Annotated in this window: 23 protein-coding genes; 1 reads left to right on the forward strand and 22 read right to left on the reverse strand. The window is 51.0% G+C overall.

All coding sequences use genetic code 11. The features are described 5' to 3' along the window. Positions 1–173: 173 nt before the first annotated feature. From H7U36_RS03375 to H7U36_RS03460, 18 genes are all read right to left on the reverse strand, one after another. A complete protein-coding gene (locus tag H7U36_RS03375) occupies positions 174–1,349 on the reverse strand; it encodes a CpsB/CapC family capsule biosynthesis tyrosine phosphatase (RefSeq protein WP_205155703.1) in 1,176 nt (391 codons plus the stop codon). After that, entirely contained in the window at positions 1,273–2,724 is a 1,452-nt protein-coding gene (locus H7U36_RS03380; RefSeq protein WP_138304066.1) for a tyrosine-protein kinase domain-containing protein, read from the reverse strand. The genes H7U36_RS03375 and H7U36_RS03380 overlap by 77 nt, the downstream gene beginning before the upstream one ends. Further along, positions 2,714–4,132 (reverse strand): polysaccharide biosynthesis tyrosine autokinase, encoded by a 1,419-nt coding sequence (locus H7U36_RS03385; RefSeq protein WP_205155704.1) that lies wholly within the window; start codon positions 4,130–4,132, stop codon positions 2,714–2,716. Before H7U36_RS03385 ends, H7U36_RS03380 begins: the two co-directional genes overlap by 11 nt. An 11-nt stretch (positions 4,133–4,143) precedes the next feature. Further along, positions 4,144–4,965, reverse strand: coding sequence for a DUF5011/hyalin repeat domain-containing protein (locus H7U36_RS03390; protein ID WP_205155705.1), 822 nt, complete (start codon positions 4,963–4,965; stop codon positions 4,144–4,146). Between the two features lie 65 nt (positions 4,966–5,030). Continuing rightward, positions 5,031–6,812, reverse strand: a complete 1,782-nt coding sequence (locus H7U36_RS03395) for an ABC transporter ATP-binding protein (protein WP_243426683.1) — start codon at positions 6,810–6,812, stop codon at positions 5,031–5,033. A gap of 276 nt (positions 6,813–7,088) precedes the next feature. Further along, positions 7,089–7,613: a hypothetical protein gene (locus H7U36_RS03400; protein ID WP_205155707.1), complete on the reverse strand. Its 525-nt coding sequence runs from the start codon at positions 7,611–7,613 to the stop codon at positions 7,089–7,091. Positions 7,614–8,374: 761 nt separating this feature from the next. Next, positions 8,375–9,082: a CpsD/CapB family tyrosine-protein kinase gene (locus H7U36_RS03405; RefSeq protein WP_033126763.1), complete on the reverse strand. Its 708-nt coding sequence runs from the start codon at positions 9,080–9,082 to the stop codon at positions 8,375–8,377. Next, positions 9,079–9,798, reverse strand: a complete 720-nt coding sequence (locus H7U36_RS03410) for a CpsB/CapC family capsule biosynthesis tyrosine phosphatase (protein WP_138304078.1) — start codon at positions 9,796–9,798, stop codon at positions 9,079–9,081. Before H7U36_RS03410 ends, H7U36_RS03405 begins: the two co-directional genes overlap by 4 nt. A 106-nt stretch (positions 9,799–9,904) precedes the next feature. Then, positions 9,905–10,516: a hypothetical protein gene (locus tag H7U36_RS03415; protein ID WP_033126765.1), complete on the reverse strand. Its 612-nt coding sequence runs from the start codon at positions 10,514–10,516 to the stop codon at positions 9,905–9,907. A 74-nt stretch (positions 10,517–10,590) separates the two neighbouring features. Further along, positions 10,591–11,559, reverse strand: a complete 969-nt coding sequence (locus H7U36_RS03420) for an LCP family protein (RefSeq protein ID WP_033126766.1) — start codon at positions 11,557–11,559, stop codon at positions 10,591–10,593. Continuing rightward, positions 11,549–12,313, reverse strand: a complete 765-nt coding sequence (srtB, locus tag H7U36_RS03425; protein ID WP_033126767.1) for a class B sortase — start codon at positions 12,311–12,313, stop codon at positions 11,549–11,551. The genes H7U36_RS03420 and srtB overlap by 11 nt, the downstream gene beginning before the upstream one ends. Then, positions 12,310–13,017, reverse strand: a complete 708-nt coding sequence (locus H7U36_RS03430; RefSeq protein ID WP_138304080.1) for a YveK family protein — start codon at positions 13,015–13,017, stop codon at positions 12,310–12,312. Before H7U36_RS03430 ends, srtB begins: the two co-directional genes overlap by 4 nt. A 246-nt stretch (positions 13,018–13,263) precedes the next feature. Next, positions 13,264–14,457, reverse strand: a complete 1,194-nt coding sequence (tuf, locus tag H7U36_RS03435) for an elongation factor Tu (protein ID WP_033126769.1) — start codon at positions 14,455–14,457, stop codon at positions 13,264–13,266. A 140-nt stretch (positions 14,458–14,597) separates the two neighbouring features. After that, positions 14,598–16,715 (reverse strand): elongation factor G, encoded by a 2,118-nt coding sequence (gene fusA / locus H7U36_RS03440; protein WP_033126770.1) that lies wholly within the window; start codon positions 16,713–16,715, stop codon positions 14,598–14,600. A gap of 15 nt (positions 16,716–16,730) precedes the next feature. Continuing rightward, positions 16,731–17,201 carry a 30S ribosomal protein S7 gene (rpsG, locus tag H7U36_RS03445; protein WP_033126771.1) on the reverse strand — a complete coding sequence of 157 codons (471 nt, stop codon included), beginning with the start codon at positions 17,199–17,201 and terminating at the stop codon, positions 16,731–16,733. 205 nt (positions 17,202–17,406) lie between these two features. After that, positions 17,407–17,829, reverse strand: a complete 423-nt coding sequence (gene rpsL / locus H7U36_RS03450) for a 30S ribosomal protein S12 (protein ID WP_033126772.1) — start codon at positions 17,827–17,829, stop codon at positions 17,407–17,409. A 186-nt stretch (positions 17,830–18,015) separates the two neighbouring features. Continuing rightward, a complete protein-coding gene (locus H7U36_RS03455; protein WP_205155708.1) occupies positions 18,016–18,678 on the reverse strand; it encodes a C-type lectin domain-containing protein in 663 nt (220 codons plus the stop codon). A 56-nt stretch (positions 18,679–18,734) separates the two neighbouring features. Continuing rightward, positions 18,735–20,195: a zinc-ribbon domain-containing protein gene (locus H7U36_RS03460; RefSeq protein WP_205155709.1), complete on the reverse strand. Its 1,461-nt coding sequence runs from the start codon at positions 20,193–20,195 to the stop codon at positions 18,735–18,737. A 280-nt stretch (positions 20,196–20,475) separates the two neighbouring features. Between H7U36_RS03460 and H7U36_RS03465 the strand changes: the two genes are divergently transcribed. Further along, positions 20,476–20,658, forward strand: coding sequence for a hypothetical protein (locus H7U36_RS03465; protein WP_205155710.1), 183 nt, complete (start codon positions 20,476–20,478; stop codon positions 20,656–20,658). 59 nt (positions 20,659–20,717) lie between these two features. Here the strand turns inward: H7U36_RS03465 and H7U36_RS03470 are convergent, their stop codons facing one another. The 4 genes from H7U36_RS03470 to H7U36_RS03485 all read right to left on the reverse strand — a co-directional run bounded on the left by H7U36_RS03470 (position 20,718) and on the right by H7U36_RS03485 (position 25,594). Beyond that, positions 20,718–23,360 carry a hypothetical protein gene (locus H7U36_RS03470; protein WP_205155711.1) on the reverse strand — a complete coding sequence of 881 codons (2,643 nt, stop codon included), beginning with the start codon at positions 23,358–23,360 and terminating at the stop codon, positions 20,718–20,720. Positions 23,361–23,390: 30 nt separating this feature from the next. Next, positions 23,391–24,587: a hypothetical protein gene (locus tag H7U36_RS03475; RefSeq protein ID WP_205155712.1), complete on the reverse strand. Its 1,197-nt coding sequence runs from the start codon at positions 24,585–24,587 to the stop codon at positions 23,391–23,393. Between the two features lie 81 nt (positions 24,588–24,668). After that, a complete protein-coding gene (locus tag H7U36_RS03480; protein WP_205155713.1) occupies positions 24,669–25,145 on the reverse strand; it encodes a VanZ family protein in 477 nt (158 codons plus the stop codon). 2 nt (positions 25,146–25,147) lie between these two features. Beyond that, on the reverse strand, positions 25,148–25,594 hold the full coding sequence (locus H7U36_RS03485) for an SGNH/GDSL hydrolase family protein (protein ID WP_205155714.1): 447 nt from the start codon (positions 25,592–25,594) through the stop codon (positions 25,148–25,150). Positions 25,595–25,638: the final 44 nt, after the last annotated feature.

The following is a 25,638-nucleotide window of genomic DNA, read 5'->3' on the forward strand; positions in this document are numbered from 1 at the left end:
AAGCATGGAACACAATACAGCTAAAAAATCGTAAGCTGTGTCCCCCTGATTCAATTTCAAAAACACCGCCCCTTTCTGGTACAAAAATTATACATCAAATCGGGCGGTGTTTCAACAATATTGTTCATTTATTGTTCACTTTTACTCTTCAATCTCCATCGGCTCTTCCCATATCACTTCCCGGTTCCGCACGATCCTCTCCGGGTTCTCATCCAAAAGCAACCGGGACAATAGGCGCCGTAGCGCTCTGCCAGCAGCTCCCGCAGCCAGGTCATGTCCGGGGTGCGCATCCCCGGGCTGTGGGCATCTGAGGCCACTGCAGCCGCCAGCCGGTGCCTCAGGAGAAGATCCGCCGTCCGCTGGATGGAACGCCCAAACCTGCCAAGGACGCTGCCCTTATTTACCTGGATCACCGCTCCCATGCGGTACCACTCGTAGACATGCTGAGGGTGCTGCACAACGCATCTGTACCGCTCCGGATGGGCGATCACAGGCACAAACCCGTTCTCCCTTAAGTGCTCCACCGTCCGGTAGACAAGAGACGGAGAGCAGCGGAAGGGAAATTCCACCAGCGGATAGCGGGTTCCGTTCAGTGTCAGCAGGCTCTCCTCCCGGAGCGCTCCGGCCAGCTCCTCCACACGTGTCTCCTCCGCCATGATCTCCATGCCCGCAAGAAGCTGGAGGGAGATCCTGTCCTCCTCCAGCCTCTCATTGATTTCTTTTGTCATCTGCCGGATGCGCCGGGCAAGTCCGGGCTCCTCCCGCAGCCGGGACAGGCTGCAGTGGGGCGTGGCCACAGTCAGGTATTTCTTGACCTGCTCCATGCCGTCAGAGGAGGTCAGCGTATAGGCCACCTGATAGGTGCCCGGCACCGAGGTATCCGGCACCGTTCCCACCTGCACATCGCCCTGCCGGTCCGTGCCGTCGCTGTCCCGGGCGGACAGGATATAACTGTACGGGTCAAATGCCTCCCCCACAGGGATGGCCACAGAGATAGCCGACAGCTCCAGCTCCGGGTGCTCCACCTCGCCGGATATGACCGCGCTCACCGTCGCCTCCGCCGTGTCCCCGTACCCGTTGGATACTCTAAACAGTATAGTATAATCTTCACCTGAAAGCCAGGTTCTTCTGCATGTGACATTTTCCGTAATATCCAGGCCAAACCCGTCCCCTGCCCTCAGACGCCCGTCCTCCTGCAGGATACCGATCAGATCCGGCAGCTCCTCCGGCTCCAGCAGGATGGCCGCCTTGCCAAGGCTCTTTACCTCCGCCTTATCCTCGGGAACCCGCCCTCTGTAAAATGCCAGAAGGAACAGAGCCGCCGTAATTTCCGTAGCCGTAGTACCCATAGTACCCGTATCCCGCCTCCCTGACAGGCACCCCGGAAAATACATATCCAAGAAGGCTGCTGCCGCTCTCAGACAGAGAGGTGACGCACTCCAGCACCCGGTATCTCTGGACATAGTCATAGCGGACCACAAAGACAGCCGTATCCGCGTACCGCTCCAGCACAAAGGCGTCCTCAAAGAGCTCGCAGGGCGGAGCGTCCACGATAATATAGTCCATGCACCCTCTCAGCTCCCGCATCAGCTTTTCCATCGTGTCGGAAGCCAGGAGAGAGCCCGGCCTTTTACGGCTCTCGCCTGCCGGCATGTGGTAAATGCCGCTCTCCTCCTCTTTTTTCAGAGCCTGCTTCGTACGGCACACCCCCTCCAGGACATGTCCCAGGCCATAGTCCTCCTGGCCGACAGCTTCCTTTCTGTCCTTTTTCTTTCTCAGATCCCCGTCCAGGAGAAGAACCCTCTGGCCCGTCTCAGCCATGGCATAGGCCAGATTTCTGGCCACAGTGGACTTCCCCTCCCCGGCTGTGGTACTTGTGATGAGAAGAACCTTTGCCTCCTTCTTCTCCATCTCCCGCGCAATACGGATATAGAGGGAGCGGATCCCCTCCCGATATCCGGACATCCCCCTCTCGTCCAAAATGGAAATCTCCTTTTTCCCCCTTTGCCGGGCTCTCCGGCGCACCTCCGGGAGACTGGAGATGCACTTCAGGCTGGTCACCGCGTCCAGCTCCTCCGTCTTCCGCACAGTCCTCTTGAAAAAGGCGTAGAGCAGGATGAACAGGCAGCCCGCCGCCACCCCGGCCAAGGCCCCTTTCGCCGTCTGCCTCGTGTAGCTGGGGATGTTGTAAGGTTCCTTTGGCAGAGAAGGCGGATCAATAATGTTGAACTGGATATTTCCCAGCACAAATCTGGCCACATCCGGGTACACCTTCATAGCCGACTCCAGAACTGCCCTGGCGTCCTCCGGGCTGGCGCTCACCACCGCCATGGTCACCATGTTGGAATTCTGGATGACGTTGGCGGAAATGCTCCCGTTCACATACTCCGTCCCCATGTCCGCGCAGATGGCATCAGTCAGCAGCTCGCTGCCAAGAATATAGGGAAAGGTGGTGCCAAGCTGTCCCGCCGTAGTCGTGTCGTAGTAGAAATTGTACCCCGCACTCCCCTCCTGCCCGTCAGAGGTGCTTGTCATGACTGTGAAGGTAGCTTCCGACTGATATATAGGCACATAGCCCCGGGAGGAGCGCAGATACATGAAGGCCGCCCCGGCCAGCGCCAGCAGCACAGCCAGGAACCAGAATTTCTTCACGCCCTTCCACACATCCTGCACCAGCATCAGAAGATCTATTTCCATCTCCTCTTCCTGTCTTTTATCTTCCATCCGGCACCTCCTGCGATCCTCTGTAATGTCTGTAGTTACCGTATCTCGACAAAGCGGACAGCCTGTCCCTGTGAAATGCGTTCAGCAGGAAGCCGAGAAATTCGGACTGACTCTGGCGCACTGTGTCGGCCGTGTCGTTCAGGATCCTCACGTCCACCCAGTCCTGTCTGGTCACCACAAGGGCACAGTCTCCGTAGGCCAGGAGAAGCTCCCCGTCGCTGACCTCCGCCAGGGGAGGCGTGTCTATCACGATAAAATCCACCTGCTCCCTGCAGGCCTCCATGAGGCTCTTCATCTTGTCCGACTTCAGGAGTCTGCCCGAGGCGCGCACGGAGGTCTTCTGGAAAATGCAGAAGATCCCGGACTTCTTCTCAAAATGCAAAAGCCCCTTAAAGGTCTTCCCACTCTCCAGCCACTCAGAGAGCTGGATCAATTTTGCGTCCTGCTGGTCAAATACCCGGTACTGGGCCGGCTTTTTCAGATCCCCGTCCACCAGCAGCACCCGCCGCCCCTTTTCCGCAAGGGCAATGGCAAGGTTGGCCGCCACAGAGGATTTCCCTTCATTTTCCCCGATGCTGGTGACGATCAGCACCTTCTGCCCTCTTCGGCGCATGTGCTGCTCGATCCTGGCCGAGGCACGCCTCAGCGCCTCCGCGAACTGCATGCTGACAGCAGGCGACTGAATGAGAAGTGCCTGCTTGCTCCTGTGCAGAGCCTCCTTCCAGGAGTGATACTTCTGCTCAAAGGGGATTTCTCCCAGGATGCGGCCGTCCAGATTTCTCTCCGCGCTCTTTCTCGTCTTCACTGTAAAGCGCATGATGTTAAAAAGGGCAATACACGCCACCACCAGGGCTCCCGCCCCCAGCATGCCCAGCCGCTGATAGCGCCGGATATTCTGCACATTGGAGGGGCCGTAGGGGATCTGGGGGCTCTGCACAATCTGCAGGCGGGCATTGGAAAAAAGGTAGTCGGACACGCCCTCATAGTTCCGCAAAGCGGACTGGATCATCTCATAGGCGTCCTGGGGCGTCAGGGAGGTCACCTGCAGAGTCACCAGGTTCGTCTCCGAGATCACACTGACCGTGATCTCTCCTGACACGCTGTCCCGTCCCATGTCCAGGGCGATCTGCTCCCGCAGTACATCGCTCTGGAACACTTCGGTAAACACATCCGCCATCTGGGTGGTGATATTCAGCGAGGAGTAGGCTCCGCCGCTGTTGCCCCGGGCTGTGACGGCAAGGGTGGCGCTGGACGTGTACACTGGCTCGTACAGAAGGCCCAGGACTCCCGCGATGCCAAGATAGGCCGCCACCACGGCCAGGACTACGACCCAGGCATTTCTCACCACATCCCGCAGGATACACCAGATGCTGATCTCGTCCAGGCGTATTTCTTTTGTCTCTTCCATCCTGCTTCCTCCTATTCTTCCACGATCACGGTCAGCCACGTATTGCCCTGCCGTCCCTGACTGTCTGCCGCTATGTACTGCACCTCATAGATTCCCGGAGTGGACGCATCCACTGCCGGCTGGGCCTGCACAAGCCCCGGATCCAGGGCATTGCCTTCCCCGTCAGTTAGTCCCGCCACGTAGGAGCCCGCGTCCAGTCCCTCTCCTGTCTTCAGGTACACGATCCCTGCTGTAAGCTGGATATCCAGCTCATTCTGCCAGGACTCCAGCACATGCACAGGGAGAACCGCTGACGACACATCCCCGTAGCTGTTGGACACCTCCACAGTCACTGTGTAGGCTCCCGGCGTCTGGTAGTTGACCGTGCTGTCCGTGATCTTTACATCAATGCTCAGATCCCCGTCCAGCATGTCCGAGGCCCCCACGTGTATGCCTGTGCTGTCCCCGCTCTCCGCTGTAAATACGAGAGGCTCGCTTAAAGAAAACTGTGGCGGCCGGTAGTCTGTAAAATGAGTCTCCCGCTCAAAGGTGGCGGACTGGCTGGCAGAGTCGAACACCACGTAGGTTATGGTACAGACGCCGGGCTCTGTAAAATGGGATCTGCTGCCAATCATGATGCCGCTGGTCAGATCCCCGTCCTCCTCGTCCTGAGCCGTCAGCCCTTCCATCAGCTCCTCCTCCGTAGCGGAGCAGGACACATCCAGCACATTCCTGTCGCTGGAGATGGTTGGGACATGGGGATCCCGCTCCCGCCACTCCTTTACCCGGGACGCACCGTACACGCCCAGGGCGCCTATGAAAATGATGATCACTGCCAGTCTGAGATATCTCATTTGCCACTCTCCTATATCATCTGTCTGCAATCACGTACCAGTATGTACCCTATTTCCTGTATCCATCAGAAGGCCTGGAGAAATTCCTCCACTTCCTCCTCTGTCACCTCTGCCATATGTCCCTCCTGCACCTTGTAGATTCGGCTGCACATGGAAAACACGCTGGGCCGGTGGGCCGCCACGATGACAGTCCTGTGGGGCTCTCTGCGGATGATCCTGCGCAGTACCCGCCGCTCTGTGGCCACGTCCAGGGCGCTGGTCGCCTCGTCCAGGATCATCACCGGCGCGTCGGCCAGCAGTGCCCTGGCAATGGAGAGCCTCTGCTTCTGTCCCTCCGAGAACCGGTTTCCCCTCTCTCTCACCTCTGTGTCCATGCCCTTCTCCAGCCTTTCCACAAACTCCCAGGCACAGGCCGCCTCCAGGGCAGACCGGATCTCCTCGTCCGTGGCCTCCGGCTTCACCATCCGCATGTTGTCCGCAATGGTGCCGGTAAACAGGGTATTCCCCTGAGGAATGTAACTGAACAGGCACCGGGTGGAGGAGGACGCCCGCAGCATCCGGCCCCCCGGATTGCCCACACGCACCTGACCCCTCTGAGGGTGATAAAGTCCCAGAAGCAGGTTCAGGGTAGTCGTCTTTCCCTGGCCGGAGGGGCCGATGAGAGCCACGATCTCTCCCGGGCGAGCCTGGAAACGGGCGTCCCGGTAAACCCATTTCTCCTCCTCATAGGCAAAATCCACGTCCTCCATCTCCACAAAGACGCCCTTCCGGCGGCTCTCCCGCCGGATCTCCTCCGCCTCCTCTTTATCCTCCATGGAGTCTCTGGGAAGGCTGGTGATCTCCATGATCCGCTCCGCGCTGATGCCGGAGCGGATGACCATGGGGAGCAGTCCCAGGATACCGCTGAAAGATCCTCGCAGCGAGCCTGCCATGGACACGAACATGGTCATGGTACCGTAGCTGATCTGCCCCTGCCAGAGCCGGAAGGCGGCAAACCCGTAGCAGGCGTACCCCACTGCCTGTCCCACAAGGGAAGTGGCAATGGTCATAGTCTGCTGAAACTTATTCTGATCCAGGGCGATCCTGACAAACTCATCCTGTATTTTGTGAAATTTCTCCGTCACCCGCTCCACCATGCCGAAGGCCTTGATGAACTGCATGTTCTGGAAGGTCTCCTGGTCAAAGACCGTCCGGTCGCTGGCCACATTCTGGTTCTCCCGCTGAAAATCTCGCATCTTCCTCGCCGAATACCTGGAGGTGAGAAAGGAAATGGGGGCTCCCAGAAGGGCAATGAGAGCCATCCATGGATCGTTCTGCACGACAATGATGAAGGCTCCTCCAAAGCTGATAACCGTTGTCACCACATTGGGCAGGAAGGTGAGGATGGTGTTGGCTACCATGCCCGCGTCCCCGTTGACCCGGTACAGTAGGTCGCCGGACCGGTACCTTGCCAGGGACTCCCAGTTGGTCTGGAGCACCTGCTCATAGATATCCGCCCGGATCTCGTTCGTCACCTTCAGCCGCACCTTCAGGGACAGCCTGGACTTCACCGCATTGATGAAGATCTGCCCCACGCCCACACCCACGTAGGTGCAGGCCACCCGAATAATCTCCATGGAGTTCACCCCTGTAATAGCATCCACCAGATCCTTGCTGACCACGGAAGTCCCAAGGCTCAGCACCGACCCTGAGGCCCCCAGCAGGATATAGATCCCGATCATGAGCCAGTAGCGGCGCACATAGACATACATCCAGAGGATCTCCCCCATAAGCTGCTGCAGCCTTCCCTCTTTAATTCTCTGAATGATATGCTTTATACCACCCACAAGTACTCTCATCCTCTCCATATGGGAAAAACCCGGTCCTATATTCTGCATCTTCGTTGAACACAGGAACGAGATTATATGATGCCAGGGGCAAAATATCCGAGCCCACATGAGCTTGCTCATAGTGGGTGAATGATCTTGGGCCCCGCCCCGATATGAGCATAAAAGTGGGATGTATATCCCGCGATATGCGAATATTGGGTAGGATTGCGAAAGTGCGCAGCACAGAACAATCCACAGGCATCGTATTTGGGATCCCAACACCATTTTATTTTTCCGAAAAATTATAACCCAGGCTCAAAGCGCCCTGCCAAACACCGTCCTCTCCACCAGCTCCACGGCCCCCTCATCCGGCCGGCAGGAGAGTTCGTAGACGGGCAGTGCTGACAAAAGATGATCCAGCGTCTCCAGGCACAGCTCCATGCCGCCCTCCAGCCAGCGCGGGTAAAAGACGCTCTCAGAGACCGCAGTTACCTTCTCAAACCCGGTCAGCTCCCGGATGGAATTCTCCGGAGCCTGCTTTAGGACGATCAACGCCTCTACCGGAACATTGGTGTTCTCACAGTAGGGAGAAGAGCCGTGCCAGGGCGTGCCCCAGCCGAGGAATGTCTCCTCGGTCTCCTGAACAAAGACCACGTCTCCATTGATGATCAGCGCATCCCGGTATCTGTTCCACAGCTCCGCCTGGGTGGTCTTGCAGATGCCAGAGGGGCCAAGAAACATGAGACCTCTCCCCTGGTGATCGATAAGTGAACTGTGGAGGTAGATGATATGTCGCTGGACAGCGTGAGTGTAGAAAAACTGACAAAGAAAGCTATTCAAATTATCTTGATGCTCTAAAGGCAATATCGCCGCTGTTTTCCATATTTTATCAATAACCATGACATCATTATTCTTACGGATAATCTGTCCTAAATCCATCTTTATTTCATATGCTTCAAGACCATGAAACACTATCTCTTTTGAAAGTAAATATATTCTAAACTCACTTTCTTTTCTACTTTCTTTAAACTTGTCCCATTGACTGCCTCTCTGTTTTCCTTGTATTTGCAATAGAATATTAATTATAGAGAATACATCCAAACAATACTATCCTCCTATGATTGTCGCACATCCCAACTGTGCTGCCGTTAGGGCAAACGTTGCTCTTTTTACTTGCCCAGCTTGACTTTGATCTGCATTCCACGAATTAAAATAATAATTCAAATGTCCATCCGAAAAGGCCCTTCGTGCTATGTCTTCATCGTCCTCTACTCCATAAAATGGGGAGTTAGGATCATCGGTATACCAACCATTGTTCCCTGTTATTCCCCCAGTATAACTATATTGCAATATTCAAGTTGCTCTACCTCTCCTAAATATTATACACTCGCGAAATTACCTCTTCCATTACCAATTATCCCATATTTTGGCCGTTTGTCCCAATTTTTTCAATATTTATGTTTTATTTTTATGGTGACCTAATCTCTATATAAATATAGATTTTCAGGCAACAAAAAAAGGAAAGCAGTACACGCAGCTGCTTTCCTTTATCTATCTAATATCTATCTAATCTACATATTTTTTACACTCCCCTTGCGGGATCACTCTGCCGAATAGTACTCTCCGTATCCTTTTTTGCCGTAGTTTTTCCCATAGTATTTCGTATAATATCCTCTCTGCTTTTTGCGATCCACCTTTGTCAGAACCACTCCCAGAATGGAACAGCCTGTCGCTTCCAGCTTGGTCTTGACCTCCTGAGCCATACGGTATTTTGTCTTTGCGGACTCCACTATAAGAATCGCTCCGTCGCTCTGTCTGGCCACAATGGCCGCGTCAATCACCAGTCCAAGAGGAGGTGTATCTATGATAATATAGTCGTAAATCTTTCTAAAGCTTTCCAGCATCCCGGAAAATCTGGAGCTTGAAAGAAGCTCTGTGGGATTCGGCACAAGGGGACCCGCCAGGAGCAGATGGAGCTTCGGAACATTGGTGGCCACCACCGCGTCAGCTATATTACACTGACCTGACAGGAAATGGGAAAGCCCCTTATCCGCACCGCTGACCTGCAGTCTGGATACCATCACAGATTTCCTCATGTCCGCGTCAATGAGGAGCACGTTCTTGTTCAGCTCCGCGAAGGAGGCCGCAAGGGCGATAGCGTTCCTGGTCTTTCCCTCACCGGGAAGACCACTTGTAAACAGAATGACCTGCTTGTCATCCCCGCAAAACTGTACATTAGTGCGCAGCGTCTTTATCTCTTCCCGTGTAGCGTATGTAAATTCTGGTAATTCAATGGTTATTCTTCTCATTTTCTTCTCCTGTCACGCAAAATTTTCTCCGGATTTTCTTCAAAAATCTTCCGGGCATAATCCTGTCCGTACTTTTTGGCCACATACCTGGCACATTTTCCCAGATTTGGCCTTCGCCCTCTCTCGTCATGGGCATCAGAAGCTATAAAGCTGACCAGATCCGCTTCTATGAGATTTTTACAGAAGCTCTTCGTACGAACTCCCCTCTTGCCCAAGACCGCAGACGCGTTTACCTGAATAGAGGCTCCCAGCTCAGCCAGCTCTCTGACTCTCCGGCTGTCCCTGTGGCAGCACTCATATCGCTCCACATGAGCAATGATCGGCTTCCATCCCTGGGAGCGCAGCTCATATATATAATTCCTGACAGTCTGATACACATCATCCGGCGCAAACTCAACAAGTACATAGGATGACTCTGCCATGGACGGCCTTCCCCCCTCAGCCAGAAGATGAATCATCTCCGGACATCTGTAGAACTCACAACCGAGATACAGTCTGATTCTTCTCCTGCGGGCCATCTCCCGGAGTCCTCCATGAAACCGCTGTATACGCTCCATAGATGTCTCGAAGATCTCCGGATGAAAATGGGGAGTCACTATGATCCTCTCCACTCCCTCCTCCTTCATCAGATCCAGAAGCCTGCCTGCACCTTTGATCGTGTCAGGTCCATCATCCACGCCCGGCAGGAGATGGCAGTGTATATCTGTCAGATGCATGTTTCCAGTCCTTTCCGTCGTTGTATGGAAAACCCAAAGTGCCCTCTTACAGAACAAAAACTCTCCCAGGAGCCTTACTCCATGGAAGAGTTTTTATCTTTCCGTTCTATCGTTCCATAGATCTCTTCTTCATTCCACAGGCCGCTGTCACCGCAAGAAGTCCCAGAAGAGCAACAGCTGCCGCTGACTGTGCACTTGTCTTTGGAGAAGCAGTTCCTCCTGTCACGGTAGTCTTGTCTACCACAAAAGCTACCGGAGAAAGGGAGGAAAATGTGCCCGTCATTGTACCCTCGCCCATTGTAGTAGGAATCTTCTCCCACTCGCTTCCTGTGTAGTGAAGAATCATTCCTTTCGTGCTGACTGTAACGCCGTTCACCTGAAATGTGATGGTGACAGGGAACTTCACCTGAGACGCATCACCCACTATTTTCACATCCACAATGTCCACAACCATCATGTTCTCATTATAATCCGATCCCATAGCTGCCCGGAGTCCCTCCGCTGTGCGGAGCTGCGCTGCAACATCCGCATACTCATTAGGAAGCTCTGTCACTTCGAGCATACCACTGATGTCATTTCCATCCGCATCCACAGCCCTTGAGATACCGCCGACTACAAAGTCCGAACCTGACGGGCTCGGCGCGGCAAACGCTGTCATGCCAAGACACATTACCATTGCCATCACGGCTGCTGCTGTTTTTAAGAATTTTGTTTTCATTTTATTCCCTCCTATATTTTTAGCCTTATAATACGTACATTTCCATTTCCTACTACGTTCAAAATTATACCACATTATTTTTCAATAAAAAACTCTTTTATGATCAAATCCTGAATTTTTTCTGCATCTGTGATATAAAGAGCCCGGCCATCCTGCTCTGTCACCTCTCCGGGAACCGTCTGCGTCTCCTCCTGGAAGGTATATCCCGCGATCTGGGTGAGCTCGTCTGCGGTGAGATTGGTAGTCATGTAGGGCTCCAACTGCTGATAGAGGTCTGTCAGCTCCTGTGTACTGAAGCCGCCTCCCGCCAGCATGGACAGAAGCGCCCGCATAAACTGAGACTGCCTCTCCATCCTCTGCTGGTTACTGTCCAGCGTCTCCGTATCCCGGCTCCTCACATATTGTTCCGCTTGCTCTCCATTAAGGACAAGGGAAGCCCCCTTCTGGAAAGCCGGATCAATCCATGTATAGTCCTCCGGCACGGTGATGGGAATCCCTCCCGCCGCATCCACAGCGACTTTGATGCCATCCAGCGTCAAGGCGAGATAGCTGTCAATGTCAATGCCTCCCAGCAGCTCTTCTGTCTTCTCCACAGTCAGGCGGCAGCTCCTCCCTCCGCCATCCCCGAAGGCATACTGCAGGCAGAGCTGGCCCTCTGCAGTCATTACCTTGCTTCCATTCTCGTCATAGACATCGATGTCCACCGCTGAATCCCTGGATATCTGCAGGATCTTCGCAGTCTGCTCTTTCTTATTTAAAATAAGCAGATTCAGGCTGTCCGCCTGTCCCGCATCGCCTGTCTGCTCCCCCACCTGGGCTGTGGACTCCCTGTCCACTCCCATCAGAAGCAGGGCCTGTACGTTCTGGTCTCTCCTGTACTCTTTCCCCTTGTAGGTGATATACCGCCCTCCCGATCCTTCGGAGGCCTCGCTGTCCGTCTCCACCGCATCAGGTTGGCGTATGAACGCCGTGTACACCACAGCTCCCACCAGGATCAGGCACAGAACTCCCAGAAGTACCAGTATACTATTTTTATGTTTCATCTGTCAGCACCGCCTCCACAAGAAATCTGTGATGATCCTCTCCGGCTATACATGTGCTAAGCGTCAGGAGCTTGTCCTGAGCCGTCACCTCCACATTTTCTGCGAACTGGCTCCGCAGATCAGAAGACGCGAACACAGAGTCCAGAAATTCCTGTCTCTGGCCCTCTTCTGTAAAGTTATAGGACAGGGGAATCAGCCTGTCATCGTAGACCACTGCCGCGAAGATTCGATAGGTAAATATATGCTCCTCCGTATATACTGTAACATTCTGATGGGAATAGAGATACTCCTCGTCCATATAGTTCAGCAGATCGTGGAACATGACCGGATTCGAATCACTCATCCGGTGTCCGTAGACAACTGTATTGTAGTCCTCAAAATTCTTCTGGTTGTAGGTCTGGGTAAAGATCGCCCCCTGAGCCGCCTCTGTCCCCTCCCACGTATGGTCAAGGTAATAGGTATTGTCCTGTCTGTTCTGCACAATAGGGTAATCTATATTCGTCCCATCTATGCGGATCCAGGCGTACACATCCGGATTCGTCGCCTGGAGAGAGGCAAAATCTACAGGGATCTCCACCTCATCTGTATCTGACGACTCTTCCGGGAGTTTCTCTGTCTGCGCCTGCTGCTGTGCCTTTTCATTAGCCTGTCTGCCCTTGGCCTCGTCCATATAAAACCGTACAAGCCAGGCAGCGCACCCGACAGCGACAAGAATAAACACAACGGCCAGGATGGTCCTTACGTGTTTTTTCATGACGCCTTGCGCCTCTTCTCAACAGGCATGACTGCCAGCGTATTGATATTCAGATACTTACGCACATCCTCCTCTGTCTGGATCGTATCGTTCATCATAAACTGTACAAAGATCACAAGGCAGGCGAGAAATGCGCCAGCCACGCCGCCAAGCAGCGTATTTTTCATCAGATTAGGGCTGGACGGAGTCGAGGGAGCTACCGCCTGCTCCGCAACATTCGGTTGATCCGTATTCATAATGTCCGCGATCTGGCTGGCCATGATATCCGCATAGGCATTGGCTATGTCTGCAGCCCGCTGGGGATCAGGATCTGTAGCCGTCATCTTCAGAAGATGGGTCTCTGAGGGATTGGAAGTGGAAAGTCTGGCCGCAAGGCTCTCATAGGACTCATCCAGTCCCACCTCATCGATCACTGCCTCTACCACCGGACGGGTTTTTGCAATCTCTGCGAAGTCGCTGGTCAGCTCTGTGCCGATCTGCAGATCTGTCACCGATGTAATGCTGGTTGTATTCGAAAGTATATAAATGGTAGCGCTGGCAGAATACTGAGGCGTAACAAAAATTTTCGTATAGCCGCCTACAAGAACCGCTCCTGCCACCAGGCAGATGAGGATCAACCAGATCTTTCTCAGCAGTACGTGAAAAAGCTCGAGCAGATCGATCTCCATCTCCTCCTGTTTAGTACTCTGTGTTAATTCATCCATATTTTCCCATCCTTGTTCAGTCTGTATCACTTCTTATTGTTCTCCACATTCTGCACTTTATCCGTATGTGGAGACTGTTTCCTATTCATAATACATCCACGCTCGTTTATTGTCAATTGTTAACCGGCAGAACTTCCCTCTTCTTCCCCAGTCCCGCTTCTGGCCACGTGATTAAATGCCATGCAAAAAACCGCAGTCCCCTTGGGGGACTGCGGCTGAATTCACATGATCAATACAAATCAAAGATTACTCGATGATTGTAGCAACACGGCCTGATCCTACTGTACGTCCGCCTTCACGGATAGCGAAACGAAGACCCTGCTCCATAGCTACCGGGTGGATCAGCTCGATTGTCATCTCTACGTTGTCACCAGGCATGCACATCTCTGTTCCCTCAGGAAGCTCGCAAACACCTGTAACGTCTGTTGTTCTGAAGTAGAACTGAGGACGATAGTTGTTGAAGAACGGAGTATGACGTCCACCCTCGTCCTTTGTCAGAACGTAAACCTGAGCTGTAAATTTGTGGTGGCATGTAACTGAACCGGGTTTGCAAAGAACCTGACCTCTCTCGATCTCTGTTCTCTGGATACCACGGAGAAGTGCACCAATGTTGTCACCAGCCTGAGCCTCGTCAAGCAGCTTACGGAACATCTCAACACCTGTTACAACAGTCTTCTTTGTCTCCTCATGGATACCAACGATCTCGACCTCGTCAGATACATGAAGTGTACCACGCTCTACTCTACCAGTAGCAACTGTTCCACGACCTGTGATAGAGAATACGTCCTCTACAGGCATAAGGAACGGCTTGTCTGTGTCACGCTGCGGATCCGGAATGTAGGAATCTACTGCATCCATCAGCTCCATGATCTTGTCTCCCCACTCTCCGTCCGGATCTTCCAGAGCCTTCAGAGCGGAACCCTGGATGATCGGTGTGTCATCTCCCGGGAACTCATACTCGTCAAGCAGCTCACGGATCTCCATCTCAACCAGCTCAAGGAGCTCCTCATCGTCAACCATGTCACACTTGTTCATGAATACAACGATGTAGGGAACGCCTACCTGACGGGACAGAAGGATGTGCTCTCTTGTCTGAGCCATAACACCATCTGTAGCAGCAACTACAAGGATAGCGCCGTCCATCTGAGCTGCACCAGTGATCATGTTCTTAACGTAGTCAGCATGTCCCGGGCAGTCAACGTGTGCATAGTGACGCTTATCTGTCTCGTACTCAACGTGAGCTGTAGAAATTGTGATTCCACGCTCTCTCTCTTCGGGTGCCTTGTCGATGTTGTCGAAAGCAACCTCTGCGTTACCAGCTACTCTGTGGGCAAGAACCTTTGTGATAGCTGCTGTAAGAGTGGTTTTACCATGGTCAACGTGGCCGATGGTACCAATATTACAATGCGGTTTTGTTCTTTCAAATTTAGCTTTTGCCATTTTGAATATCCTCCTTATTCAAGCGCCCTTTGGGCATTTTTCATGATTTTATCAGTTTACTCGGCTATTTCTGATTATATTTCATATCCCCTTGTTTTTCAAGCCTTTTTCATACTTTTTTGGCTGAAAACCGGCGAAAATTAATCATTCTTTCCGGATAACACTTTTTCCTGTACTGATTTCGGAACAGGTTTGTAGCTGTCGAAGAACATGGAGTAGTTTCCACGGCCCTGTGTTCTGGAACGCAGGTCTGTAGAGTATCCGAACATCTCAGAAAGCGGCACGTGTGCGCGCACGATCTTTCCTCCGCCCAGATCATCCATACCCTCGATCTGACCACGACGGGAGTTCAGGTCACCGATGATATCTCCCATATACTCCTCCGGCATGGTTACTTCCACCTTCATGATAGGCTCAAGAAGCACCGGAGCAGCCTTCTTCATAGCATCCTTGAATGCAAGTGAGCCTGCGATGTGGAATGCCATCTCACTGGAGTCTACCTCATGGTAGGATCCGTCGTATACAGTAGCGTGGATGCCTACTACCGGGAATCCGCCAAGGATACCGGACTTCATGGCCTCCTCGATACCTTCGCCTACAGCCGGGATGTATTCCTTCGGAATCGCTCCTCCGACTACAGTGGACTCGAACTTGTATGTCTCCTCACCGTTGACATCCATGGGCTCGAATTTCACTTTACAGTGTCCGTACTGTCCACGTCCACCGGACTGCTTTGCGTACTTGCTGTCCACATCAACAGCCTTTGTAAACGCCTCCTTGTAGGCAACCTGAGGTGCGCCTACGTTGGCCTCTACCTTGAACTCACGGAGCAGACGGTCTACGATGATCTCCAGGTGGAGCTCACCCATACCAGCGATGATTGTCTGGCCTGTCTCGGAATCTGTATGAGCACGGAATGTAGGATCCTCCTCTGCCAGCTTCGCGAGAGACTCTCCAAGCTTGCCCTGGGATGCCTTTGTCTTGGGCTCAATAGCCAGCTCGATAACCGGCTCCGGGAACTCCATGGACTCAAGGATAACCGGGTGCTGCTCGTCACAGATCGTGTCTCCTGTTGTGGAGAACTTGAATCCGATAGCGGCCGCGATATCTCCGGAATACACCTTATCCAGCTCATGTCTCTTGTTGGCGTGCATCTGCAGGATACGTCCCACACGCTCTTTCTTGTCCTTTGTCGCGTTCAGTACATAGGAACCGGAGTTTACAGTTCCTGAGTATACTCTGAAGTAAGCGAGCTTACCTACGAACGGGTCTGTCATGATCTTGAATACGAGAGCAGAGAAGGGCTCCTCGTCGGAAGCATGTCTCTCCACTTCATTTCCATCCTCGTCCACACCCTTGATAGCCGGGATGTCTGTGGGCGCCGGCATGTACTCAATGATCGCGTCCAGAAGCTTCTGAACACCTTTGTTTCTGTAAGCAGATCCGCAGCATACGGGAACTGCTGTACACTCACATGTCGCCTTACGAAGAACAGCCTTCAGGGACTCAACGGACGGCTCGTCGCCCTCCAGATACTCCATCATCAGGTCGTCGTCCAGCTCGCAGATCTTCTCAACCAGCTCTGTGTGGTAGAGCTCTGCATCGTCCTTCATATCGTCCGGGATATCGGTAACGGAAATGTCATCGCCCTTCTCATCGTTGTAGATGTAGGCCTTCATTTCCATCAGGTCGATGATTCCCTTGAACTCGTCTTCCTTGCCGATAGGCAGCTGCAGACAGATGGCGTTCTTGCCAAGTCTTGTCTTGATCTGCTCTACAGCGTTGTAGAAGTCAGCACCTAAAATGTCCATCTTGTTGATGAAAGCCATACGAGGTACGTTGTATGTGTCGGCCTGACGCCATACGTTCTCTGACTGAGGCTCTACACCACCTTTGGCACAGAACACACCTACTGCACCGTCAAGTACACGAAGTGAACGCTCAACCTCTACCGTGAAGTCAACGTGACCCGGAGTATCGATGATGTTGATACGGTGTTCCAAAGCGCCCTTTTTCGGCTTTGTGAACTCTTCCAGAGTCCAGTGGCATGTGGTAGCGGCTGAAGTGATCGTGATACCTCTCTCCTGCTCCTGCTCCATCCAGTCCATGGTCGCAGTACCTTCGTGAGTATCACCAATTTTGTAGTTAACACCAGTGTAATACAGGATACGCTCTGTCAGTGTCGTCTTACCGGCATCGATATGAGCCATAATACCAATATTCCTGGTTCTCTCCAATGGATATTCTCTTCCAGCCAAGGTTTTTTCCTCCTATTAGAATCGATAGTGAGCAAACGCTTTGTTTGCCTCTGCCATCTTGTGCATGTCTTCTTTTCTCTTCACTGCTGCGCCTGTGTTGTTTGCAGCATCCATGATCTCGTTCGCCAGTCTCTCCTCCATTGTCTTCTCGCCTCTTGCGCGGGAGAAGTTGGTCAGCCAGCGAAGCGCCAGAGTCTGTCTTCTGTCAGCTCTTACCTCGATCGGCACCTGGTAGTTGGCTCCACCGATACGTCTTGCCTTTACCTCAAGTACGGGCATGATGTTGTTCATAGCCTCTTCAAATACCTCGATAGCCGGTCTGTCAGTCTTTGCTGCGACTCTGTCAAATGCTCCGTATACAATCTTCTGCGCGATACCCTTCTTACCGTCTAACATAATGTTATTGATAAGCTTTGTAACCACTTTGCTGTTGTATAACGGATCCGCTAATACGTCTCTTTTCTGCGTATGTCCTTTACGTGGCACGGTTCTTCCCTCCTTAAACATTGTTTTCTATCAAGAACAGCCGGGCCGCTCCCGATACTTTGATTAATTCACAGGTACTCACATGTGTCTTTCTAATGATACAGTGTAGTGCACAGGCCATACAGGGAAGAAAAGAGTCTCTTCTATCTGTAAACACCTGTAACTTACTTCATCATAGTTCTGTTTGTGACTACAAATTCAGATCTTATTTTTTAGCGTCTTTCGGTCTCTTGGCACCGTACTTGGAACGAGCCTGTCTTCTCTTGGCAACGCCTGCTGTATCCAGTGTTCCTCTTACGATGTGATACCTTGTACCAGGAAGGTCCTTAACACGGCCTCCACGGATCAGGACAACGCTGTGCTCCTGCAGGTTGTGTCCCTCGCCCGGAATATAGCTTGTTACCTCGATTCCGTTGGAAAGACGAACTCTGGCGATCTTACGAAGAGCTGAGTTAGGCTTCTTCGGAGTAGCTGTCTTAACAGCTGTGCAGACACCTCTCTTCTGCGGCGCAGATGTGTCTGTTGCTCTCTTTCTAAGGGAGTTGTACCCTTTCTGAAGTGCCGGAGCTGTAGATTTCTTTACAGAAGTCTGACGTCCCTTTCTTACTAACTGGTTAAATGTTGGCATTTCTTTTCACCTCCTACGATTAAAAATAAGTTACGGGTTTAAACTCTTGCAAGTTTAAGGCGTGCGAAATACTGCGTATCCCTATGCACGCCAGACTATTTTATTATGGATGTGCCCAAAAGTCAAGGGCCTGCGGGATTTTTTTCTCCCGCAGGCCCCTGTTTTCCGCCTGTTTTTACATATTTTTTACGAATCCCACTCACATACGAAGCCGACCGTGCTCTCCCCGTAGTAGGAGCTCAGGTCATCCGGAACGTCCGACCATACCCACTGGCCGTCCACCAGGAACATGACCAGACAGTTCTCATTCCCCCCGTCGTTGTTGGGCTCTCCCGACATCCACGCCGTGTAGGAGAAATCCTCCCCGTTGGTCCACTGGAAATTGCCGTCCGATCCGCGCTGTCCCCCCAGGAAGAGGACCTTCCTCCCGGACTGGTCTGCCAGCTGCACGATCTTGTCGTACTCTGCCTGACTTCCCACAGTGGCAAGATATCCGCCCTGGGCCTTGCAGTAGGCGTCCGCCTGAGCCCAGGTCATCCGCTGGGCGATCACCTCATAGCGGTGCTCCCCGGAAGCGCTCTCGTCCCCCGCCTCCGCCGTGTCACCGGCGTCCTCGGAGGTGCTCCCATCCGCTGTCACCAGGATCGTGCTCTTCACATCGATCTCCTCATCGGAAGGCTGCACCTGCTCCAGCTCCGCCTCTTTGCCATCGCTCTTTCCACCCCCGGCGCCGCCGCTGGCGGAGGAGGTGATGAACACGCCCACGACCGCCGCAAGGGCTGCCACGATCAGTACGGCAAGCACGATGGCCGCGATCTTCCATCCGCTCTTTGTCTGCTTTTCTTCCATATTATAATTCCGCCTCCTTTGCATCACTTTCTGTCGCCGTCCATTTCAGCCGTCTATCAATACCACACATACCCGGGGTCAAAGGACAGGAGCTTATATGTATCCCCGTCGTAGACAAACCGGGCGTCCGCGTAGGAGCTGCCGTCATTTGTCCGGTCCTCCGTCCTGCCGCTGTATGTGTAAGTGTAGGTGTAGCTGACATTGTAATCGTACTCCAGCTCAGCCTGAAGGCTTCCATTATAGGAGTCGCCGTCATAGACCTGGCACCTGAACCCGCTGAACTGTATCTGCTTCGGCGCGGAATAGTCCGTCGCCTCCAGATCGTCCCGGAGCCTGTCATAGGCATCCTCATTGCTGTCTGCCGCTCCTTCCGCAAAGAGGTCCTTCACCTCGTCAAAGGATTTCCCCGCAAGGGCTGCCTGGTAGTATGCCTGGAGCGCCTCCTGGAGCTTTGACTCCACCGCCTGCTCTCCGTCGTCCGAGAGCGACAGCCCTGACACTGTATATTCTCCCTGGGACAGGGTGTCAAACTGCCCCTCATAGGTTTCAAACCAGGGAGCCTCCACCTGGATACTGTGGGTCCCGTTAAAGATGGAAATCTGGTAGCAGTCCATGCCCTCACTGTCCCCGGACAGCTGTTCCTCCGTAAGCTGCACACCGTCCACTGCCGCCTGCGCTCCCTGCGGGACATAGATACTGTAATCCTGGGCGATCAGTCCGTCCGCCGAAACCTTCCATGTGTCAAAAAACAGCATGGACTTCCGGCTCTGCCTGACCACCGTGACCGTGGTGCTGGACTGTCCCTGCCCGTTTATAGAGTAGTTCACAGTAAAGGTCCGGGTAATCCCGTCCTCCACATCGCCGACCGACTCCTGCACCTGGAAGTTGGTGATCTCCGGCTGCTCGCTCGCATCCATGATCTGCTCGTATTGGTCCTCCTGGATGAATGTCCCCTCCGGGATTTCCAGCATACTGTAGGCCTCCTCCCAGTCCTGGTCCACATAGGCCTTAAAGTACTTCTCCGCCACAGAGCCGGCGCTGCTGCGGCTGTTCCCCACAGCAAAGAAGACCACGATCAGCAGCACCAGGCAAGCCGCCTCCAGGATGACGGCAAGCTGCAGTCTGGACATTTTCTTTCGGGGTGCCCCGCCGGCAGCCATGTTCTGGGTAAAATCCTGGTCAAAGCCCTGGGGCATGTTTTGTTCAAAACTCTGGCCCATATTCGGGTCGTACCCCTGGTCGGCATGTTCCGGCTGCCATTGCTCAGGCTCCGGTCCCATTGCCGGCTCTGTCTGTTCCTCTGCCGGCTCTGCGCCAGGTTCAACGGTCGGCTCGGCAGCCGCTCCTCCGTCAGGCTCCATATTTGGCGCGTTTTCCGGCTCAGCCGCAGGCTGCGCGTTTATCTCTTCGGATCCCCCCGGCGCTTGCCGCGCCACACCCTCCAGCTTTGTCCCGCAGCCCTCGCAGAATTTTGAGTCGTCTGTGTTGGCAGTTCCGCAATTTGGACAAATCAGCATTTTTCTCTCCTCCTTTTTCCGGCATTCCAGTCAGAAAATGACTGTTTCTGTCTAACTTAGATTTTAATCTTACAAAGCTCAAATGACAAGGGGAAAATGTAAGCTCTTCTATATTGATAAATCAAGTATTATATGCTAAAATAACATCTGTTAACATAGTATATATTTGGCAGATTATGTCCATTATTGTCGTTTATGCAAACTTTTCTTACAATCTGCATATAATATACTAAATACAACTATTACAGAACACAAAAGCGAAAGGAGATCAGAAGATTACATGGAAAGGAAAATCAAAAACCATTTAAGCAGCCAAGTTGTGCCGGTTATAGAACCTCAAAGCCATTACCATACCCGAAATACTTTTTCCCGCTCCGGCAATCCAGACAATCGACCCGTCTCCTCTGCTATTTTTACAAAAGGATCAAAAAACAGCAAAATTGATCAAATACCCTTAGAATAACAAAGAAAAGCTGTATTGTTTTCCACACATTACAGCTTTTCCTTTTATTCGTTTCTTACTTATTGATCATCCTTGATACTCTTATATAGTTCAGTAACCTTTCGTTCATATGAAGAGATTGCCTCGATAAGCTTTTCATATATTTTCTGACATGAAGCTTCACTGTCCTTAAAAAGATCATAAATAGCTCGAATCTCGTCAACCAGTTCTTGTTTTCCTGCAGTCATCATTATCTTCCCAATCTCTTCTGCACATCTCGCAGCGTACTCATACAGATAATCTCCCGTCCAGCTATAAGAAAACAGATTATCCTTTAAATCGTCTGGCCAATTGCTGTCATACGATGTATCTTCAGTATCATCCAAGTCCTGCCCAGTGCTATTTCCCTTTTCATCTTCGGTCAATCTTTGTATGATCGCCTTGCGTACATCTCTTTGGACATCATATGTTTTGTTTTTATCCTCATGATACAGCTCCTGATTTCCTTCTGAAACGCTGAATGTCTCCGAAAATGTCTGCTGATCAAACTCCAGTATCTTATACGCTGCCGTATCAGAAAACACCTCTTTATATACAGTGACTAATTCGTCAATGCATGTGTCAATGATCCCTCTGGAAGCGAATAATTTGCGCCTGTTTTGATCCAGTTTACCCCGAATGTCATCCAGTCTTCCTGTAAATTCTATTATATCGTACTCCGCCGCCTTCTGTCTCAATTCAGGCCCCATAGTCCAAATAAGACGATAAATTTCACCCTTTTCTTCCAGAAGCTCATAACATGCTTCTTTAAGAAATCGCGTCATGACCAGCGAATGTTCTTTTTTGACTTCCCCGCAGTCAGATACTTTTTGAAAAATATATGTCACGCTTTTTTCCTGTATTTTTTCCAGGACATTGTCACACAAAATATCATATATCTCTTTTTCCATAGGAGAATGCTGTCCCATTCCATTTCTCATGCGCTCCGGGTAAACCCCTTCCGCCAAAAGGTGAGCCAATGTCCTGGAGATACATTGCAGCCTCAAATGGCGTTTCCGAACGTATGTTCCTGTATAGTGAGCCATCTCATGTGTAAGTAAGATAATAAAATGTCTAGGCATATACAGAGATCTCTGCGAAGCTGTAAAACGAACAAGACGGTCATCATCCGAAAAACCGACATCTATCGGAGAAGTTGCCGGACGTATTTCCAGTTCCGGTGTCAAAAGACAGCTATAGGTATACTGTTTGTCGTTTAAAATATTTATTACATTATGTATGATATTAAGATATACTAAACAAAGTTTGATCGGGATAGAAAACGTTGTCCCACTGCACCCTGGGATCATCAAAAACACCTGATCTGTATGTACAGTGTGATACACCACAGAGTTTACCGCATTCACAAATTCATGGATCGCATCCTTCATATGGATCATTTTTTCTCTATATCGATCATTTTTCCTCTCTTTATCCTTTTTTATATTTTTCAAGTCTTGCTTCAGTTTATCGTCAAACATTTTAAATGCCGGGAATAACAGCAAAAAAATATCTCTGGACAAGGAAAACCCTTCATACTGCGCCAATGTATTCGCTATTTGGGCAAGAGCACAGTAATAAGAATACAATCCTTCATCGTTTCCCCATACTTCCTGCATTTCATTTTTATAGTCTGTGACCCGGCGTGCAAACCATTGTCCCGGCTCATTTTCTGACTCTTTTTCCAGCTTGATCTTTTTAGGTATTCCCAAAGGTTCCCGCACACATAATTCTTCCACTCTGATCATTGTCTCGATATTATATATCTCTCTTCCGAACAATAGATTTTGGTGTGTCGCAAGTCCTTTTGGCCATAACATCATCAGTAAAATCCCCACATCCGCTCCACACATATCAACCGAAAGTTTCCCGTGCCCGAACGAATGATAATATTTGATCTCAATATTTCCAGACTTTTTCCCTCTTTCCGTGTTCAGAAGTTCTGTAAACTGAGCCTTTACTTCATCAACAGTTGTTTCGTTTCCCACTGTAGCTATATTCATCACTATATGTGAAATCTTATCATCAACATAACATTTCTTCCCATGCCACTTTTCAAGGACGGATTTGCTCTCGCCGCACTCTTTTAAAAACATTTCCGAGATGCCGAAAACAGAATGCAGGTAACATACTTCAGACAACTTTTCAATTTTCAATAAGGCCCGGTCTATTTCCCTCATCCTGTTTCCATATATAAGCATGATCAGATCTGCATTATCATAGGTAAAGTAGGGAACAGCTACAATATACTCCTCACATTGCTCATTGTACGGAAACATCTTCTGCATCTTTTCCGCCACTTCCATATAGTCTTCTCGAGAAGATAGCTGTATAAAAGCAACGGCAAAATACGGACTTTTTCGAGCCCGTTCCTGCTGCATCTTATCCTGTTCTGCTTGTCCTTCTTTAATACATCTGAAAATACCTATATCCTGCTTTCCAAATTGTCCATTCAGTTTTTTAGTATTTAAGGCCGTCCCGCACCATACGGGTGATATAGCCGCATTGGATTTTTTTTCAAACAGCTTACTTCCATTCTCATCTTTGGACAAATCCACGTCAGTAATGCTTATACCATCGTAATATCCCAGACAGCTATAATCACATTCCATCACAAATCTGTACTGGTCAAAGTAATGCTGTTTATATAAAGACAAAATCCGTATATCCTGTAATCTTTCCATCTCCTCCATATCCAATTCCTCTCTTCGGACCTATTCAAATTTAAACACCTTTCGCACTTTATCCCATATATGTTCCTGCCATGTATCTTCGTTATCTTTTTGCCCTATTGAAGCAATCTGTCTTAATTGTCTCAGAAATTCTAAAACATACCTACAATCTTCCTTCGTCAACTTTGGTTCCAAATATTGCAGGATCTCATCCCGCACATATTGATGCGAATACTCTTGTGTTTGAGTTTCCAGATAAAATGTATAGATAACTCCTCCTAACAGCATCTTTTTTCTATCGCCGCCGCTATCAGAACTCAAGGACGCCGCAAAATCAATATACAAATATCTCCATGTATCATCTATCTTTTCAAGCATAGGCAATGCTACCGCATATGACAACGGCAGAAACAGCTCACGTTTTTCGGTAGTCTTCTCCTCTAATTTTCTAGCCAAAGCTTTTGCAAACTGACGCTTCAGGGGATTTCCTTCTGATTTTTTCAGGATATTATCCATAAGCTCATAAAGCATCTTTTGCATACTCACGATATCTCTATCCTCACTCTCAATGAACGGTCCCATAATATCGTCCGTCATCAGCTCTATCAGAAGATCCAGTTCTTTCTCCCTGCACTCCGCCAATATGTCCAAAAAGCTCTGCATATATGGGTGGTCAGTATTTTCTTTCTCTTTTTCATATTCCCATCGTATAATGGCCTTAAAATCAGTTCGGATTATCCAGTCTGTTGTTGCCTGTACAACAAACCAAAGCGCCCATCCCGCAGTCACTGTATATAAAAAGATAGACAAAAAAAGAGTGATAAAAAAATCAAGAACTGTTTCCAGCAAGATAAGCAGGAGGCCTGTAAAAAAAAGGATCACGATCAGGTTTTTTTGATATCTCTTTAAACGCCAGGCAACTATATCCCATATTTTGGTGCCGCAGTACCGGCTCTCCCGCCTTTCCATATAAAAGACGATCACCACAGTGATAAAAGTCCATACGACTAAAAGCGATGAGATGAGCGTCCCTTTCATCCCTTTATCAAGACACATCCCCAGGCACTCATAAAAGTCCCATATCCAGCCTATCAAAAAGCACTCTGGACGAGCATCAAGCAGTAAACACGCTATATCCAGCGGCACTACCAAGATCAAAACAAAATGAAAAATTATCAAGACATTGATATATTTGAATAAATCGTAGAATTCCTCTGTCTCTTTTGTATTATCCCTCATAAACCTCCTCTATCCCAAGAGACTCCGTCTAAGATATTATATTACCAACTCAAGGATAAAACAATAGGGACGGCACTAGAATCAACTCTCCATCTCCCTTTTTCTCCTCCTCACGACACGCCAGAGCAGGAACACCACCGCCGCGCCCGCTATCACGCCGCAGGTATCAATGCCCCAGTCCGTGAGCTGACAGCTCCGCCCCTCCACAAAGAGCTGATGGAACTCATCCGTGGCGGCGTACAGGGAGCCGGTCCCGGCAGAGAGGAGGAAGAGACGTTTTCCCTTATGTCCGTAGGCCCGGTACATGAGGGCCAGGAGCACGCCCAGGACGGCGTACTCTGTAAAATGCGCCGCCTTCCGGACGACGTGGTCGATCCTTTCCGCGAAGGCGTCCTGCCTCTCCTGCGGCCAGTCCTCGTAGCCATCTGCAAAGAGCAGACCCGCCACATGTCCCACGGAAAGGCTCATCTGCTCCGACTCATCCGCCGGCTGGGCTGAAAACGAGAAGATGATCGCCATCCACAATATCACCATCAGTGTAAAGATATTTTTCTTCATTACTATTGTTCCTTTTTCCTAAACTCTGTCCTTCGGAGCCACTCGCGGGCGATGAGTTCCGCTCCCCTGCCTGTCAGGTGGACGCCGTCCACCGTGATCCGATCGTATCCCGCGATCCCGGCCTCCCGGGACAGCAGATCGTGGAGCGGGATAAAAAGGGCTCCCGCTTCGGTGGCAGCTGCCCGTTCCACCTCTTCTATCTCCCTGATCAGCGGGATCCAGTTCCTGTACTCCAGCGGCCATGGGAAAATAAACGGCCCCATGCAGACGATCCGGGCCCGCGTCCCCTCCCTGTCCGCCGTGTCCACTTCGTCCACTCCCAGCATAGCGGCGATCCGGCTCACATAGCCGTCTCCGAGCCTGCTCTGCCCTTCCGGCGCCATCTGAAGATCATGCCCCGCGTCTGTGATACTGTCCCCCAGAAAAATGATCTTTTTCCTGCTCTCCATCCACTTTCTCCTCTTTCAAAAAAACTGCCAGGGATACTGTGTCT

The organism is Faecalicatena fissicatena (assembly GCF_016900595.1).
Taxonomy (GTDB): domain Bacteria; phylum Bacillota; class Clostridia; order Lachnospirales; family Lachnospiraceae; genus Claveliimonas; species Claveliimonas intestinigallinarum.

Excerpts from the sequence above, each read along its gene's own strand:
- H7U36_RS03415 (WP_033126765.1), bottom strand. The coding sequence starts at position 10,516 with ATGAAAACAAAATTCTTAAAAACAGCAGCAGCCGTGATGGCAATGGTA.
- H7U36_RS03485 (WP_205155714.1), bottom strand. The coding sequence starts at position 25,594 with ATGGAGAGCAGGAAAAAGATCATTTTTCTGGGGGACAGTATCACAGAC.
- H7U36_RS03385 (WP_205155704.1), bottom strand. The coding sequence starts at position 4,132 with ATGGAAGAGACAAAAGAAATACGCCTGGACGAGATCAGCATCTGGTGT.
- H7U36_RS03375 (WP_205155703.1), bottom strand. The coding sequence starts at position 1,349 with ATGGGTACTACGGCTACGGAAATTACGGCGGCTCTGTTCCTTCTGGCA.
- H7U36_RS03470 (WP_205155711.1), bottom strand. The coding sequence starts at position 23,360 with ATGGAAAGATTACAGGATATACGGATTTTGTCTTTATATAAACAGCAT.
- H7U36_RS03465 (WP_205155710.1), top strand. The coding sequence starts at position 20,476 with ATGGAAAGGAAAATCAAAAACCATTTAAGCAGCCAAGTTGTGCCGGTT.
- H7U36_RS03420 (WP_033126766.1), bottom strand. The coding sequence starts at position 11,559 with ATGAAACATAAAAATAGTATACTGGTACTTCTGGGAGTTCTGTGCCTG.
- H7U36_RS03430 (WP_138304080.1), bottom strand. The coding sequence starts at position 13,017 with ATGGATGAATTAACACAGAGTACTAAACAGGAGGAGATGGAGATCGAT.
- H7U36_RS03390 (WP_205155705.1), bottom strand. The coding sequence starts at position 4,965 with ATGAGATATCTCAGACTGGCAGTGATCATCATTTTCATAGGCGCCCTG.
- rpsL (WP_033126772.1), bottom strand. The coding sequence starts at position 17,829 with ATGCCAACATTTAACCAGTTAGTAAGAAAGGGACGTCAGACTTCTGTA.
- H7U36_RS03460 (WP_205155709.1), bottom strand. The coding sequence starts at position 20,195 with ATGCTGATTTGTCCAAATTGCGGAACTGCCAACACAGACGACTCAAAA.
- H7U36_RS03455 (WP_205155708.1), bottom strand. The coding sequence starts at position 18,678 with ATGGAAGAAAAGCAGACAAAGAGCGGATGGAAGATCGCGGCCATCGTG.
- H7U36_RS03480 (WP_205155713.1), bottom strand. The coding sequence starts at position 25,145 with ATGAAGAAAAATATCTTTACACTGATGGTGATATTGTGGATGGCGATC.
- H7U36_RS03380 (WP_138304066.1), bottom strand. The coding sequence starts at position 2,724 with ATGGAAGATAAAAGACAGGAAGAGGAGATGGAAATAGATCTTCTGATG.
- srtB (WP_033126767.1), bottom strand. The coding sequence starts at position 12,313 with ATGAAAAAACACGTAAGGACCATCCTGGCCGTTGTGTTTATTCTTGTC.
- H7U36_RS03410 (WP_138304078.1), bottom strand. The coding sequence starts at position 9,798 with ATGCATCTGACAGATATACACTGCCATCTCCTGCCGGGCGTGGATGAT.
- tuf (WP_033126769.1), bottom strand. The coding sequence starts at position 14,457 with ATGGCAAAAGCTAAATTTGAAAGAACAAAACCGCATTGTAATATTGGT.
- H7U36_RS03405 (WP_033126763.1), bottom strand. The coding sequence starts at position 9,082 with ATGAGAAGAATAACCATTGAATTACCAGAATTTACATACGCTACACGG.
- H7U36_RS03395 (WP_243426683.1), bottom strand. The coding sequence starts at position 6,812 with ATGGAGAGGATGAGAGTACTTGTGGGTGGTATAAAGCATATCATTCAG.
- H7U36_RS03475 (WP_205155712.1), bottom strand. The coding sequence starts at position 24,587 with ATGAGGGATAATACAAAAGAGACAGAGGAATTCTACGATTTATTCAAA.